The sequence below is a fragment of the Paraburkholderia sp. C35 genome (genome assembly GCF_003121405.1).
In the GTDB taxonomy this organism is placed as follows: Bacteria; Pseudomonadota; Gammaproteobacteria; order Burkholderiales; family Burkholderiaceae; genus Paraburkholderia.
In genome coordinates, this window is sequence record NZ_QBUY01000058.1 from 1 (window position 1) to 13733 (window position 13733).

Here is a 13733-nt window from a genome sequence, read left to right on the forward strand (position 1 = left end):
TCTAAGGACAGCAGATCACAGCAGTTGAGAGCGGAGTCGATGAGTTCGGAGCAGAGCAGAGCAGAGCAGAGCAGAGCAGAGCAGAGCAGAGGCGTCCAGGACTGCGCCGACCACAGGCACACGCCGCGTGTCGTCGACCAAATTCCAAGATTGATAGCCCGACAGTTTCTCTGCACCCCAGCGCTGAATAAATCACACCAGATACGCGAAAGTCCCACCGTCCCCCATCCGTCACGCGCGATGCGAACGCCGAAGTTGAACCCATACAGCATTCCAGTGTCCATCTCAAAATTCAATCAGTAATACTGAAAAATAACGCTCCGCTACAATTTCAGCGCTCCGCGCCATCACCCCGATTCACCCACAGAAACCCGCTCCCAGCCGCCCAACCGCCTTGCGACGTCCAAAGGCATACCCACCGCCCAACAACCCGCCTATCGCCCCTAAAAACCGTCCAAAGCATTTGTTTACCCAAAAACCATTTGCTAGCAAAGACTTGCAGCGCAATCCGTGAAACAACCTTAAGAAATCCACGCAAGCGAAGAAACCTTTATAATGCAATGAGTTAGCAGATCCTTCGACGAATGTTTCACGCATTACCAGCCTCGGAGTGAGATATTTCGCGTCCAGCGCCGGTTTTGCCGCTTTTCCAAACGAAACGCATCAATCCGTATCATTCGATACGTAGCGTGTCGTATTTGCTACGGTTTCACGTCGAAAAAGACGTCGATCCAGCATAAACACCGACAAACAGCCATGTCGGCTATCTTCAAGCTGGAGCCGCGCCGCAAAACCCCATCGTTTTTCACCTGACGACGAAGGCATCGCGCCCAGTCAACGCGTCAGGCATAAAACGCACTGCACTGCGTCAACACGCTGATCCTCAATCACGCAACCTCGCAATGAACAAGGAAGTCGAACTTAAACGCGCCAAACGCCGCGCGACGCTCCTTCTGCTGATCGCCACGGCCGTTTTCGTTGCAACGGTGCTCATGCGGCAGGATGCCTGGATCGGCGCCATCAAGGCCGTGGCCGAAGCCGCGATGGTCGGCGCGCTCGCCGACTGGTTCGCCGTCGTCGCGTTGTTCCGTCGTGTGCCGATTCCCGGCGTCGCCGCGCACACGGCGATCATCCCGCAGAACAAGGACAAGATCGCCGACAACCTCGCGCTGTTCGTGCGCGAGAAGTTTCTCGACGAATCGTCGATCGCCGGCCTGATCCGCAAGCACGATCCGGCACAGAGCATCACCAACTGGTTGAGCGTCGAAGCGAACACGCAGCGACTCGGCGGCTATGTGGTGAAACTGACGGGCGGCATCCTCGGATTGCTGGACGATGCCCGCATTCAGAGCTTCATGAAGGATGCATTGGATGCCATGCTCGACAAGGTCGATCTGTCGAAGGCGACGGGTTCCGTCCTCGATACGCTGACGCGCGACGGTCGTCACCAGCAATTGCTCGACGAAGGCATCGACCATCTGATGGCGCTGCTGCGCGAACCGGGCGTGCGCACCTTCATTGCCGAACAGATCGTCGACTGGTTCAAGCGCGAATATCCGACGCTCGAAAAGTTCATGCCGTCCGACATGCTCGGCGAAACCGGCGCGAATATCGTCGCGGACACGGTGAACAACATGCTGCTGCGCGTGAGCGAGGATCCCGGCCACAAGCTGCGGCACAAGTTCGACGACGCAGCCGCGCGTCTGGTCGTCAAACTGAAGTCCGACCCGGCATTCCTGCAGAAAGGCGAGGAGATCAAGCGCTACATCAAGGACAGCGAGAACCTGTCGCTGTACGTGAAAGATTTATGGGGCCAACTGCGTGACTGGCTGCGGCGCGATCTCGAGCGCGACGATTCCGTGCTGCGCGCAAAGGTGGCCGCGATGGGGCAGTGGATCGGCCGGGAACTGGCTCAGGACGAATCGCTGCGCCGCTCGCTGAACCAGCACATGGAAGACGCGGCGCGCGCCATGGCGCCGGATGTTTCGGGCTACCTCACGCGCCACATCAGCGATACCGTCAAAAACTGGGACTCGCGCGACATGTCGCAGCAGATCGAACTGAATATCGGCAAGGATTTGCAGTACATCCGCATCAACGTGACGATCGTCGGCGGATGCATCGGTTTGCTGCTCTACGCAAGCTCGAAGCTTTTCGCGCTCGTGCCCTTGCATATCTGGTAGCAGGACATGAACGCCAGCGCGAACGCGGCGACTATTGCGCGCCCGTCGGCTGCTTCTGCTGCGCGCACTCGCGCGTGAACATCATTTCGGCCTGATCCGGCGTCATCGGAGCGCCGCTGTACACGCGATCGATCACCGCCGTGACCGCCTGACGATCCGATGCATCCTTGTAATACGTCTGCGCCTGCGCGAGCGCCTGCTCTTTGGTCTTCTTGTGACGTCGCCATGAGGCGACCTGTCCCGCTATATCGCCGATCGCAAAACACTGGTCGGCGACCGTCTGCGCAAACGTCGGCATGGACGGTTGCGCGAGGCAGACGGCGAGTGCCGCCGCGGCTACTGCTCGTTTCATTTCCGGTTCCTGTGATCAGATGGGCGATAGTATAAAGACGGACGCGGCCGCGACCCATCCAGACGCGCACGGCTGTCGGCTCGAATCCACTCCACACGAATTCGCGGGACACCTATGCCGCTCAACCCTTCGTCGCCGCTCGCGCGCCTCCTCAACGGGCCGGTTCATCCCGGCAAGGTCGTCTGGATCGGTGTCCGGCCGCGGCGAAAAGTCGCGATGTCGGCCGTCGAGCGCGCGCTGATCGACGCTGGGAGCGGGCTGATCGGCGATCATTACACGAGCCGCGCCGGCGCGCGCCAGGTGACGCTGATTCAGGCGGAGAGCCTGCGCAGCATCGCCAGCCATCTGGGCCGCAGCGATGTCGCCGCGCTGGACTTGCGGCGCAACATCGTCACGGAAGGAATCAATCTGATGGCGCTGAAAGACCGCCAGTTTCGAATCGGCGATGCCGTGCTGCAAACCACTGGCGAATGTCACCCATGTTCGCGCATGGAGGAAGTGCTGGGCGTGGGTGGATACAACGCGGTGCGCGGCTTCGGCGGCATTACGGCGCGAGTCGTGACGGGCGGCACGATCGGGATTGGCGACGTGATCGAAGCGCTGCCCGTGGCGGGCTAGCGCTTTCGATATCGTCAGAAGTGACGTGCGTTATTTCTTTGCTACTTCGAACAGGCTGCGGTATTGGCCGTAGCCTTCCGCCTCCAGCTGCGACACAGGAATGAAGCGCAGCGACGCCGAGTTGATGCAATAACGCAAGCCGCCCGTTTCACGCGGACCGTCCGGAAACACGTGGCCGAGATGGCTATCGCCATGCTTCGAGCGGACTTCCGTGCGGATCATGCCGTGGGTCATGTCGCGCAATTCGACGACGTGTTGGTCTTCGAGCGGTTTTGTGAAGCTCGGCCAGCCGCAGCCGCTGTCGAATTTGTCCAGCGAGGTGAACAGCGGCTCGCCCGACACGACGTCGACATACAGGCCTGCGTCTTTGCTGTCCCAGAACTCGTTGTAGAACGGACGTTCCGTCCCGCTTTCCTGGGTCACCCGACGCTGTTCGGCGGTGAGTCGGGCCAATGCTTCCGGTGTTTTTTCATACGCGGCCATGTGTGCATCTCTCCTTGATTGGCGCAGCCAGCGATGACGCTGGCCGAACAAGTCTGACGGCCCGTTTCCAGCGCTGCCGGTGACGGGCACTCGTATATATGGGCGGTGTCGACAGGCACAAGGATACGCAAATGTTCCGCTGTTTGCAGCGGGCGCGAGCGGAGAGAATCGGGTTGCAGGTCGGGTGCTGCTTTCAACCCGCCGACGTGCACAGATCCGGCTCAATTGGACAAGGCAAGATTCGATTTGCCATCGTGGTTTTTAGTCGCTGAACGGTAGCGTTAAAAATTAGTTCGGATTGCAAAGCGAATGTATAAACCTATACGTCAATAAAAATCGAGCATAAAAAAAGCCGCAATTGCTTTCGGCCTCGATGTCGAGCGATATCCAGCCTGCGATTACGCCGCGAGCAGTTCCTCATGGCGAGCCACAACTTCAGCTTCGTCCTTGAGCGCTTTCTGCGCAGACGGACGCGCTTCGACGCGCGCAACATACGCCATCAGATTCTTCAGATGATCGAGCTTGACGCCTGAGCGCTCGTGCCACATCGTCGCCCACACGTAGGCATCGGCGACCGTGAACTGGTTACCCGTCAGATACGGTCGGCCGTCGGCGAGGCGTTTGTCCAGCACGCCATATGCAGTCAACAGCTTGTTCGTGTGGAACGCGATGCCTTCCGGCGTCATCAGCTTGCGCATCAGCGGAATGTGCTTCTGTGCGATTTCGGTTGCGAGGAACGTCAGCAACTGATCCATGAACACGCGTTCCATGGTCCCGCGAAGGGGAATCAGATTCGCGTCGGGATGCTGGTCGGCGAGGTAAGACGTGATCGTCACCGTCTCCGTCAGGATGTCATCGTCCGCGTTCTCCAGCGCCAGCGCCGGAACGTAGAGCAGTTCGTTCACATCGGCGAACGTCGAGCCGTTCGACGTGGACTTGCCGAAGACATCGAAATGGATCAGTTCGGGCGTGAGGCCGAGTTCGTTCGCAATGGTCTGGGCTGCAAGCGAGCACGTTGCTTTGGCAATGTAGAGCTTCATGGTTATCGTTCCTTGAAAGTGGGCGAATCAGGCCGGCGGTGAATCGAGGCATCGTTTCCGCCACCGTTGAACGAAGTATGTTGATTTTCTGTGGCGCGATAAACGCTCGCTCCGGCGTCAATCCGTCGCTTCAGCGGAGACAATTGGCGCGAGCTTTTTGAGCGTGAGGAAGCAAGCGAGCCGACAGACGCAAGCAGGCCGCGTCAACGCGGCCCGAGTCGAAGTTGGCAATTGCTACGGTTTCGGGGAGGAAGGGAGTGCGGTGTCAGTCCGACGCGGATCGACGCTCAGGCTTCGCGACACTGCAGCCCAAGTTCTGCAACGATCTCGTCGATGTAAGGGTCTTGCATCTGGCAGTCGAGAAGCGCCTGCTGCAGCTTGAACACATAATCGGCATTCGATCCGATCGACCCGTGCGCGAGCGCGATAACAGGCGCGATGTCCGATGCCCGCGAGTTTCGCTCGTATTGCGATTGCGCCGGATCGGCGACGAAAGCGAGCGCCGTCTTTTGTTCCCCCGTGCGCAGTGTGACGGTTTGCCATGTGGGCGTATAAGCGCCCGTGACCATTTCGCGCGTCCAGAGAATCCGGAGTTCTTCGTCGAGCGTCGCGGCCGGCAGGCGCAGCGCCACACCTTCCGTGGTTCCGCCGGGTTCGAGCGAAAGCATGCGGCCGGGCTGAGACTCGCTTCCTCTGCCCGCAATCAGCCGGATGCAGAAGCTGCGGTGCCAACCCGACAGCGTAGCCGCGACGCGCTCGTCGAAAGCGGAAATGGGATTCCACATCAGCGAACCGTAAGCAAAGACCCACACATCGCCCGAGTCGGGCCGCTTCGCCATCGTCGACGCAAGCGACGCGTCGATCTGGGCCTGTGTCCAGAGAATGTCGCGCGGCAGCGAATTGAAGCTTTCGAGGTAAGCCCCTGAACAGATCGCTTCGCGGTTTAGCATGGGTGTTTCCCGGTGCGAGTGAGCCACGTTTCACGCTGGACTGAACCAGTCAACGAAGGCTCGAACATAAATGCTGGAATATCCAGTCCGATAGTTCGAGTATGGGCCGGTCTGCGCGCGGGATAAACCCGCGGTTTGGAAACTGAGCGTCCGTTAAACAGCGACAATCGGCGACGCCACAGCCGTGGCCGCATTGTCGCCCGATGGGAGACGCACTGAACACTGGAGCGCTGTTTATCGAGAGGTTTGCCGGCGACACAATGGCGCACCCACTCAATCTGATGAGGGCGTCCGCTATGGCGCCCTCGGTTCTCCTGTTCACGGAAACGGCTTACCCATGAATCTCGCAAGTCCAAACGGCGCGCAGAGCAACAAGCTGCCTATCCTCGCAGCGGTGTGTCTTGCCGCACTCGTATTGCCGCTATCATTTTCGGGCGGCGCTGTCGCCACACCCGCCATCGGACGCGACCTCGGCGGCGATGCCACGTCGCTCACCTGGATCACGAACGCGTTCATGCTGACCTTCGGCAGTCTGCTGATGGCAGCCGGCGCACTCGCCGACCAGTTTGGCCGCAAGAAGCTGTTCGTCTATGGCCTGGGCGGATTCATTCTCACTTCGGCGGCGATGAGCTTCGCGCCTTCCGTCTTCTGGCTCGACATACTGCGTGGCGCGCAAGGCGTCGTCGCGGCTGCCTCACTGTCGAGTGGCGCTGCTTCCCTTGCTCAGGAATTCGACGGTCATGCGCGCACGCGCGCGTTCAGCATGCTCGGCACCAGCTTCGGCATTGGCCTCGCGTTTGGTCCGCTGATGGCAGGCGCGCTCATCGAACACTTCGGCTGGCGCTCGATTTTCATGGTCATCGCGGCCATCGGCGTGGTCGCGTTCGTGTTCGGCGTGCCGCGCATGCGTGAAACGCGCGACCCTGGCGCGACGGGTCTCGACTATCCCGGCACGATCACTTTCACGGCAACGCTCGTGTTGTTCACGTTCGGCGTCATTCAGGCGCCCGGTAGCGGCTGGGGAAGCCCGCTCGTGGTGACGCTGCTGGTCTTGTCGGCGGTGTTTCTGGTCGCGTTCGTGGTGATCGAGAGTCGCGTCAAACGCCCGATGCTCGAACTCAGCCTGTTTCGCTATCCTCGCTTTGTCGGCGTGCAGATGCTGCCGGTTGGAACCTGCTATTGCTACATCGTGTTGATCATCATGCTGCCGCTCCGGTTCATCGGCGCTGAAGGCTTGAGCGAAATCGATGCGGGCCTGTTGATGATCGCGCTGTCGGCGCCGATGCTCGTCGTCCCGATGCTGGTGGCTTCCTTTACGCGCTGGCTGTCAGCAGGCGTGCTATCGGGTATCGGTTTTCTGATTGCGGCAGCAGGACTCTACTGGCTGAGCCTTGTCGACTTTGGCGGCCCGAGAGTCGCCCTCATCCTGCCGATGCTGGTGATCGGCGTCGGTGCAGGCATGCCTTGGGGGCTGATGGATGGATTGTCGGTCAGCGTCGTGCCGAAAGAACGCGCAGGCATGGCGGCGGGCATTTTCAGCACGACGCGCGTAGCCGGTGAAGGCATTGCGCTCGCCATTGCGACGGCGGTGCTCGCTGCGCTGGCACACACCAGCCTGCAACGCGTCGTGACGGATAGCAGCACGGAGGTTAGCGCGCGAATTGCCCAGGCGGCGCAGCACATCACGGCAGGCGATATGACGCACGCCGCAGCGATTCTGCCCGAAGCCTCGAGCCGAGCGATCTCGTTGAGCTATGCACAAGCTTTCACGAGCCTGCTGCATGTGCTGATCGTCATCACCTTGTTGTCGGCGGTCGCGACGTTCGCATTTCTCAGCCGCACACCGAATCACGATGACGACCAGGATGCCGGCGCCGGCAACAAAAAGGTCATGGACGCCGTCAACGCGTAGCGGGAGCGTTCGCGCACGTCTACCGTGAGGACACGAAAAATGTCTGATTCACCCATCCCCGGCCAATACGGCCGTCCGACAAGCGAGCGCACCGATGCGCCCATCAACGAGATCGCGGTCTTCGTTGCCGTCGCACAAGCCGGAAGCTTCACGCGTGCTGCCGAGGAAATCGGCAGCAGCAAGTCCAACGTCGGGAAAGCGGTGCAGAGGCTGGAAGCCCGCCTGGGAACCAGGCTCTTTCAGCGCACAACGCGCGCGGTCCGCCTCACCGAAGATGGCGAGACCTATCTGCACGCTGCACGACAGGCAATCGATGGTCTTCGTGAGGCGGAGCAGCAGCTTGCGACGCGGCGCTCCGAGCCGGTTGGACGCGTGAAGATCGATCTGCCGGCGGGGTTTGGCCGGCTTCTTCTGCCCAGCTTCATCGAGCTGCGAGAGAAGTACCCGAAGATCACACTGGAAGTCGCGCTGACTGACCGCATGTCGGATCCGATCGGCGAAGGCTGGGATGTCGTGGTGCGGATCGGCGCGCTTCCGGATGACAGTGAATTGACTGTTCGCAAGCTGTGCGATCTTCGTCTCGGTCTGTATGCGTCGCCCGACTACCTTCGACGTCGAGGCGACGTAAAAGACATCGGCGCACTGGCTGCGCACGATGCCATTGTCTTTCGTGGTCCGACGGGCCGCTTGCGTTCGTGGTCGCTGCAGGACGGCGATGCCGTGCGCGAATATTCTCCGCAGCCTGTGCTTGCATTGACCGACGGGCAGGCACTCGTCGAAGCGGCCGTGGCAGGCTTTGGCATCGCCCAGATTCACGACAGGGTCGCGCTTCCCTACGTGCAAAGCGGCAGGCTCGTTCATGTGTTGCCGGGTACGGATGTCGACGGGCCGCCCGTTCACGCGATCATCTCGCTAGGTCAGAAGATGGCCGCGAAAACACGGGCCGTCGTCAATCATCTTGCAGAAACGTTGCAGCGAAACGATCGCAAGGCGCACGCCTGATGCGGGTCTAGAAATCCATTCGACTGATCTTCCTTTAACGCCTTGCGTTCGCGCAGGCGCCGCTAAAAGAAGCACATCCTGCCCAGTGCGGTCGTCAGCGATAGCGCAACAGCAATGACGACACCGACAAACGCCAATCCAAAGTAAGCAAGAGAAGCGAGAAACGCGACGCGTGCAATATGCGCGATGCTGCTCTCTTCGAAGTCGAGCAACTGTCTGCTGACAACGCGATAAAACCAGCTGATCAACGCCGTGAGAGCTTCGTTTAACGCGCGGTTCATCGTACTTCCCTGAAAAAAGCCCGCCCAAAAGTTCTTTTGGAGCGGGCTTTTTGATTGCTTGCAAACGATGCCGTTACTTTTGCAGTGCCGCTGTTGGTGTCGCATTCGACGATGAAGATTCGCCGATAGCAGGCACTGCGGTCTGAGGCACGACGTCACCCCACCCACCACCCAGCGCACGAATCAGATTGACGGTCGCAGCAGCCTGCACGCCCTGGAGTTGCACCGCAGACCGTTTCGCCTGCAAGACGGTGCGCTGCGCGTCCAGCACATCGAGATAGTTGATCGCGCCTTCCGCGTACTGTCGGCTGGAAAGGTCGGCAGCACGCTGGGAAGCCTTCACGGCGTCGTCTTGTGTCCGGGTTTGCGTCTCCAGGATGCGCATGTCGGACAGGTTGTCCTCCACTTCCTGAAACGCGACGAGTACCTGCTGACGATACTTCGCGACATCTTCCTCGTAGATCGCGCGCGCATTCGCGAGGTTGCCCTTGCGTCGGCCGCCATCGAAGATGGGGATGTTCAGCGCAGTGCCGGCAAGCGGCCCCAGCAGAAATGCCCGGCTGCTCCACTTGAAAAGATCGCCGATCGTCGCCGATTCAAACCCGCCTGTGCCCGTGAGCGTCAGCGAAGGGAAGAAGGCCGCTTTCGCGACGCCAATGCGCGAGTTGGCGGCGGCCATGGCCCGCTCGGCTGCGGCAATATCGGGACGGCGTTCGAGCAGCGCAGACGGCAATCCCGGCGGCACGCGCAGATTGACCGGCCGCAACGGATCGGCCGTCATCGAAAACTCGGCTGGTGCCTTGCCGAGCAGCACCGCGAGGCTGTGCTCGGACGCCGCGCGCAGGCGCTCGACCGTCATCGCGTCCGAACGCGCGGAGGCGAGGTCGGCCGTCGCGCGTTGCACGTCGAGTTCCGTGATTTCGCCTTCCGTAAATCGGCGGCTCACGAGTTTGAGCGCCTGTTCGCGCAGTGAGATGGCCTGAGCGAATACATCGGCCTCGGCATCGAGCTCGCGCAGCGCGAAGTAGTTCTGCGCGACGTCGGCCTGCAGCGCGAGCAACACCGAGCGATACAGCGCCTCGCTTTGCTGCGTGTCGGCTTTCGCTGCATCGACGCTGGATGCCACCCGGCCAAACAGATCCACTTCGTACGATGCACTTGCCTGCGCACGCCAGAAGGTCTGCTGCGGCACACTCGTGCCATCCGGCTCGAACAGCGAGGCCGCCGATACACGCTGGCGCGTCGGACCGAAGCCCGCGTCGAGACTCGGGAACAACCCGGCGCGCGCCGCCTGGTTGAGCGCGCGCGCTTCCTTCACGCGCGCGGCGGCCGCCTTGAGGTTCTGGTTGGCGTCGAGCGCCTGCCGTTCGAGATCGTTGCGCTGGGCATCGTCGAACACTTTCCACCATTCGCCGCGTGCCATATCTTCGGACGGCTGTGCCGTCTTCCACGTGCCCAGTTCTTCGCCCGTGAGCGGCAGTAACGGTGTTTCCTTGAAGGCTGTCGCCGGTGTCGTCGGCACTTCGTACTTCGGCGCCAGCGAGCAGCCGGCGAGCACCAGCAGCACGCCCAGCAGCGCCGAACCGCTGAATCCGTTCTTCCAGAACGAGGTTGTCATGTTTGTTCTCCTTAGTCCTGGAGCGCGGGTTCACGCGCAGTCGCGTCCGTCACTGCGCGGCCAGCACCCGTTGAGCCACTTTGACCGCCACGTCCGCCGCCGTCGTGATCGTCGGGACCGTGAATGTGCGGGTGATGACCGTGTTTGTCCGTCAACTGCTTGCCGCCTGCGAGCTTGCGCAGCAACACGTAAAACACGGGCGTGAGCAGCAGACCGAACAACGTGACGCCGAGCATGCCGAAGAACACGGCGATACCCATCGCGCGACGCATCTCCGAGCCTGCACCCGTCGAGATGACGAGCGGCACCACACCCATGATGAAAGCGATGGACGTCATCAGAATGGGACGCAGGCGTAGACGGCAAGCTTCGATGGCGGCTTGCACGATCGATCGGCCCTGCATTTCCAGTTCGCGCGCGAACTCGACGATCAAAATGGCGTTCTTCGCCGACAGCCCCACCAGCACCATCAAACCGATCTGCGTAAAGATCTTGTTGTCGCCGCGTGTGAGCCACACGCCGAACAGCGCAGACAGAATGCTCATCGGCACGATCAGCAGAATCGCGAGCGGCAGCGTCAGGCTTTCGTACATCGCAGCCAGCACGAGGAACACCAGCAGCACGCTGATCGGGAATACCCAGATTGCTGCGTTACCCGTGAGAATCTGCTGGTACGTCAGGTCGGTCCATTCGAACTTGATACCGCGCGGCAGGGTCTGCTTCGCGATGCGCTCGACGGCTGCCATGGCCTGACCCGACGAATAGCCGGGCGCCGGGCCGCCGTTGATGTCGGCAGCGAGGAAGCCGTTGTAACGGATCACCGTTTCCGGGCCGAACGTCTGCGAGACCTTCACCAGCGACGACAGCGGCACCATGTCGCCCTTGTCGTTGCGGGTCTTCAGTTGCAGGATGCTTTCGGCGTTGGCGCGGAAGGGCGCATCGGCCTGAGCACGCACCTGATACACGCGGCCGAATTTGTTGAAGTCGTTCACATACAGCGAACCCAGATAGATCTGCATCGTGTCGAATACGTCCGTCACCGACACACCCATCTGCTTGGCTTTCTCGCGGTCCAGTTCGACATTCAGTTGCGGAACATTGATCTGATAGCTCGAGAACGACGGCCCGAGTTCGGGCGCCTTGGCCGACGCTGCGAGGAAATCCTGCACGGCCTTGTTCAGCGCTTCGTAGCCCAGCGCGCCACGGTCCTCGATCTGCAGCTTGAAGCCGCCAATGGTGCCGAGACCCGACACGGGCGGCGGCGGGAAGGTCGCGATTACAGCGTCTTTGATGCCTGCGTATTCCTTATTCAGATTGGCGACGATCTCATTCGCCGATTCGCCTTTGCCGCGATGCTTCGACGGACTCATCACCGGGAACACCAGACCGCTGCTCGACGAGTTCATCAAACCCGTCACATTCAGGCCCGGGAACTCAGGCGAATGAACCACGCCAGGCTGGCTGCGCGCCATTTCGCCCATCTCCGCGACCACTTTTTCGGTGCGATCGAGCGATGCGCCCGGCGGCAATTGCAGGATGCTGACGAGATAATCCTTGTCCTGAGCGGGAACGAAACCACCCGGCACGATCTTGCCAAGCAGCACCGTCGCGCCGAGCAGCACGCCGTACACCACCACCATGGCGAGCTTGCGGTTGATGATGCTGCCCACGCCCTTGCCATAGGCTTCCGAGCCGCGATTGAAGACCTTGTTGAACACGTTGAAGAACGGTCCGAGGATGCGGTCCATCATGCGCGTGAGCCAGTCTTTCGGTGCATGGTGGCTCTTGAGCAGCAGCGCGGAGAGCGCTGGCGAGAGCGTGAGTGAGTTGAACGCCGAGATGACCGTCGAGATCGCAATCGTCATCGCGAACTGCTTGTAGAACTGCCCGGTGAGGCCGGACATGAACGCGAGCGGCACGAACACGGCCACCAGTGTCAGCGCGATGGCGATAATCGGACCGCTGACCTCGCGCATCGCTTCATACGAGGCTTCGAGCGGCGTCAACCCTGCGGCAATGTTGCGCTCGACGTTCTCGACCACCACGATGGCGTCGTCGACCACGATACCGATCGCGAGCACCATGCCGAACAGTGACAGCGCATTGATCGTGAAGCCGAATGCGAGCATCAGCGAGAACGTGCCGACAATCGAAACAGGCACGGCCAGCAGCGGAATCAGCGAAGCGCGCCATGTCTGCAGAAACACGATCACGACAATGACAACGAGCACGATCGCTTCGAACAGCGTATGCACGACGGCGTCGATACTTTCGCGCACGAACTGCGTCGGGTCGTAGACGATTTCCGCTTTTACGCCTTCGGGCATGTCCTTTTGCAGTTCTGCCGTGATGCGGCGGATGTCGTCGGAAATCTGCAGGGAGTTGGCGTTGGGCTGCTGGAAGATGATGAGCTGCACGCCCGGCTTGCCGTCGAGACGCGCACGAAGCGCGTATTCGGCGGCACCCATTTCGACGCGCGCGACGTCACTCAGATGCGTGACGCCGCCATCGGCGGAAGTCTTCAGGATGATGTTGCGGAATTCCTCTTCCGTCTTGAGGCGTCCCTGCGCATTCACGCTTAGCTGCATCGGCACGTTCGTCATCATCGGCGCACCGCCGACGATGCCCGCTGCAACCTGAACGTTCTGCTCGCGGATCGCCCGGATGACGTCGGTGGCCGTCATGTTCTGACGCGCGACCTTGGTCGGATCGAGCCAGATACGCATCGAGTAGTCGCCCGCGCCCCACATCGCCACTTCACCGACACCCGGCACCTGCGCGAAGCGGTCCTTGATATTGATGAGCGCGTAGTTGCGCAGATAAGTCAGGTCGTAGCGGCCATTCGGCGACACGAGGTTCACGCCCATCGTGAGTGTGGGCGACGATTTGATCGTCGTCACACCCAGCCGCTGCACGTCTTCCGGCAAGCGCGGCATGGCCTGCGTCACGCGGTTCTGCACGAGTTGCTGTGCCTTGTCCGGATCGGTGCCGAGCTTGAATGTGACAGTGGTCGTCATCGCGCCGTCGCTGTTGGCTTGCGACTGCATGTACAGCATGTTTTCGACGCCGTTGATCTGCTCTTCGATCGGCGACGCAACGGTTTCGGCGATCACCTTCGGATTCGCGCCAGGATATTGCGCACGCACCACCACGGAAGGCGGCACCACTTCCGGATATTCTGCCGTTGGCAACTTCGTCAGCGCGATAAAGCCCGCGAGCAAAATCACCACCGACAGAACGGCCGCAAAAATCGGCCTGTCGATGAAGAATTTCGAAATGTTCATGATGATCTTC

The 13733-nt window shown here is 60.8% G+C and carries 11 protein-coding genes; 4 read left to right on the plus strand and 7 right to left on the minus strand.

Annotated features, from left to right (window positions below):
* The first annotated feature begins 902 nt into the window (after positions 1-902).
* Complete coding sequence (locus tag DK391_RS27405; RefSeq protein ID WP_109481148.1) at positions 903-2183, plus strand: DUF445 family protein; 1281 nt, start codon at positions 903-905, stop codon at positions 2181-2183.
* A 31-nt stretch (positions 2184-2214) separates the two neighbouring features.
* On the opposite strand, the gene DK391_RS27410 is transcribed toward DK391_RS27405, so the two are convergent.
* Entirely contained in the window at positions 2215-2535 is a 321-nt protein-coding gene (locus tag DK391_RS27410) for a hypothetical protein (RefSeq protein WP_109481149.1), read from the minus strand.
* A 114-nt stretch (positions 2536-2649) separates the two neighbouring features.
* Here DK391_RS27410 and DK391_RS27415 point away from each other — a divergent pair, with 114 nt between their 5' ends.
* Complete coding sequence (locus DK391_RS27415) at positions 2650-3153, plus strand: MOSC domain-containing protein (protein WP_109481150.1); 504 nt, start codon at positions 2650-2652, stop codon at positions 3151-3153.
* 30 nt (positions 3154-3183) lie between these two features.
* On the opposite strand, the gene msrB is transcribed toward DK391_RS27415, so the two are convergent.
* The 3 genes from msrB to DK391_RS27430 form a co-directional block, all read right to left on the minus strand.
* Entirely contained in the window at positions 3184-3636 is a 453-nt protein-coding gene (gene msrB, locus DK391_RS27420; protein ID WP_109481151.1) for a peptide-methionine (R)-S-oxide reductase MsrB, read from the minus strand.
* A gap of 398 nt (positions 3637-4034) precedes the next feature.
* A complete protein-coding gene (locus DK391_RS27425) occupies positions 4035-4676 on the minus strand; it encodes a glutathione S-transferase family protein (RefSeq protein WP_109481152.1) in 642 nt (213 codons plus the stop codon).
* A gap of 287 nt (positions 4677-4963) precedes the next feature.
* On the minus strand, positions 4964-5626 hold the full coding sequence (locus DK391_RS27430; protein WP_109481153.1) for a gamma-glutamylcyclotransferase: 663 nt from the start codon (positions 5624-5626) through the stop codon (positions 4964-4966).
* Between the two features lie 337 nt (positions 5627-5963).
* On the opposite strand from DK391_RS27430, the gene DK391_RS27435 reads away from it, so the two are divergent.
* Together DK391_RS27435 and DK391_RS27440 are read left to right on the plus strand one after the other, a co-directional pair.
* A complete protein-coding gene (locus DK391_RS27435) occupies positions 5964-7538 on the plus strand; it encodes an MFS transporter (protein ID WP_109481154.1) in 1575 nt (524 codons plus the stop codon).
* Between the two features lie 39 nt (positions 7539-7577).
* Positions 7578-8540, plus strand: coding sequence for a LysR family transcriptional regulator (locus DK391_RS27440; protein ID WP_109481155.1), 963 nt, complete (start codon positions 7578-7580; stop codon positions 8538-8540).
* Positions 8541-8602: 62 nt separating this feature from the next.
* Here DK391_RS27440 and DK391_RS27445 read toward each other — a convergent pair whose 3' ends face one another.
* From DK391_RS27445 to DK391_RS27455, 3 genes are all read right to left on the minus strand, one after another.
* On the minus strand, positions 8603-8821 hold the full coding sequence (locus DK391_RS27445; protein WP_109481156.1) for a hypothetical protein: 219 nt from the start codon (positions 8819-8821) through the stop codon (positions 8603-8605).
* Between the two features lie 73 nt (positions 8822-8894).
* Complete coding sequence (locus DK391_RS27450; RefSeq protein ID WP_109481157.1) at positions 8895-10439, minus strand: efflux transporter outer membrane subunit; 1545 nt, start codon at positions 10437-10439, stop codon at positions 8895-8897.
* 11 nt (positions 10440-10450) lie between these two features.
* Positions 10451-13723, minus strand: a complete 3273-nt coding sequence (locus tag DK391_RS27455) for a multidrug efflux RND transporter permease subunit (protein ID WP_109481158.1) — start codon at positions 13721-13723, stop codon at positions 10451-10453.
* Between the last annotated feature and the right edge of the window lie 10 nt (positions 13724-13733).